Genomic DNA, 1,400 nt, shown 5'->3' with positions numbered 1-1,400 from the left:
GTTCGGCCGGCTGCTGGAGTTCGCGCGGCTGACCGACACCCTCCTGATCGACGCCGATGGGGTCTATGACCTGGCCGATTTCAATGATCGCCTGGTCCTCGGGCTGAAGTCCACGATGAGCGAGGCCTTATGCCGACGTCGGCATAACGCTTCTTATGCCGATGCCTGGGTTATGCCGACAAGGCCACGATCACCGCTGGTCGGAGGGACATCGGTGCCAGCCAGGTTGGCATAACCATGAGCCGTCATGGGGGCCTGAGCGGCTGGTCGGAAGACCGAGCGTTTCGACGCGACGCTTGGCCAAGTTCAGGGATTGCTGTCTGAGGGTGAGGTCAGAGCAACGACCTCACCGAATCGCTCCTGCTCGTCCGTCTGTCCGGACGCTGCGGAGACCTCCAGCAGCTCCACGACTATGCCGATGCACTCAGCCCGCGCCCCTCTGTGACCAGCGACGATTGTCTTTGCATCGGCATAACCCAGGCATCGGCATAAGAGGCCGAGCTGCACATCCTGGCTGGGCGTCTGCACGGTGCCCGCAAGGCCGCTGCCGAGCGCGGTGACCTGCGGCTTCCCCTGCCGGTCGGCATGGTCTACGGCGACGACGGACATATCAACATGGACCCCGACGAGGAAGTACGGACCGCGGTCGCCGACGTCTTCGCGCTGTTCGACCAGCACGGCTCCGCGCTCGGCGTGGTCCGTTCCTTCACCGGGCGACGTTTCCCGCGCCGAGACACCGGGGTATGGGCGGGACGCCTGGGCTGGGGCCGCCTCACTCACGGCAGGGCCATCTCGATCCTGAAAAACCCTGTGTATGCGGGTGCGTACGCCTTCGGCCGGAACAACAGCACCCGCAAGGTGCAGCCCGACGGCACCGTGACCTCGCACGTGACCCGCCGGCCCCGCGAGCAGTGGACGGTGCTGATCCCCGAACATCACGAGGGCTATATCTCCTGGTCACGCTATCTGCAGATCGAGACGAAACTCGCCGCCAACCGCACCAGCACCGGGGCCCGACCGCCGCGTGAAGGGCCACCGGTGTGCCAGGGCATCATCTTCTGCGGCTCGTGCGGCTTCCCCATGAACACCAACTACCGCCGCACGGACGGCACCGCCGACTATGTGTGCACCCGGGCCCGCAGCGACGCGGTCCTCACCCCGGGCTGTCACACGATCGCCGCCGCGGCCGTCGACCCCGGGGTGGTCGAGCTGCTGCTGGCCGCGCTCACCCCCGAGCAGGTCAGCCTCGCCCTGGCGGCGTCCGATGAGATCCATCACCGCCATCGACGCTCGCACCGGGCCGCCGAGCTCGCCGTCGAACGCGCCCGGTACGAAGCCGACCGCGCCGAGCGCGCCTTCGGGCAGGTCGAACCGGAAAACCGGCTGGTGGCACGCTCCCT

General features: G+C 67.4%; 3 protein-coding genes. 2 read left to right on the top strand and 1 reads right to left on the bottom strand.

The features are described from left to right. Positions 1 to 235, top strand: a 235-nt coding sequence (locus FCI23_RS59090; RefSeq protein WP_136731770.1) for a hypothetical protein, incomplete at its 5' end; no start/stop codon positions are given. 71 nt (positions 236 to 306) lie between these two features. Here FCI23_RS59090 and FCI23_RS55700 read toward each other — a convergent pair. Then, the gene (locus FCI23_RS55700; RefSeq protein ID WP_136731769.1) at positions 307 to 609 is read right to left on the bottom strand and encodes a hypothetical protein; all 303 of its coding nucleotides are present in this window, start codon (positions 607 to 609) and stop codon (positions 307 to 309) included. Positions 610 to 615: 6 nt separating this feature from the next. Here FCI23_RS55700 and FCI23_RS55695 point away from each other — a divergent pair. Then, positions 616 to 1,400 (top strand): recombinase family protein (locus tag FCI23_RS55695; protein ID WP_211265916.1); only part of this gene is annotated, 785 nt, incomplete at its 3' end.

Origin of the sequence: Actinacidiphila oryziradicis (genome assembly GCF_005047355.1) — a bacterium.
GTDB lineage: Bacteria > Actinomycetota > Actinomycetes > Streptomycetales > Streptomycetaceae > Actinacidiphila > Actinacidiphila oryziradicis.
The sequence above is the reverse complement of the archived record's forward strand: the minus strand, read 5'-3'. Positions and strand labels throughout refer to the sequence as shown.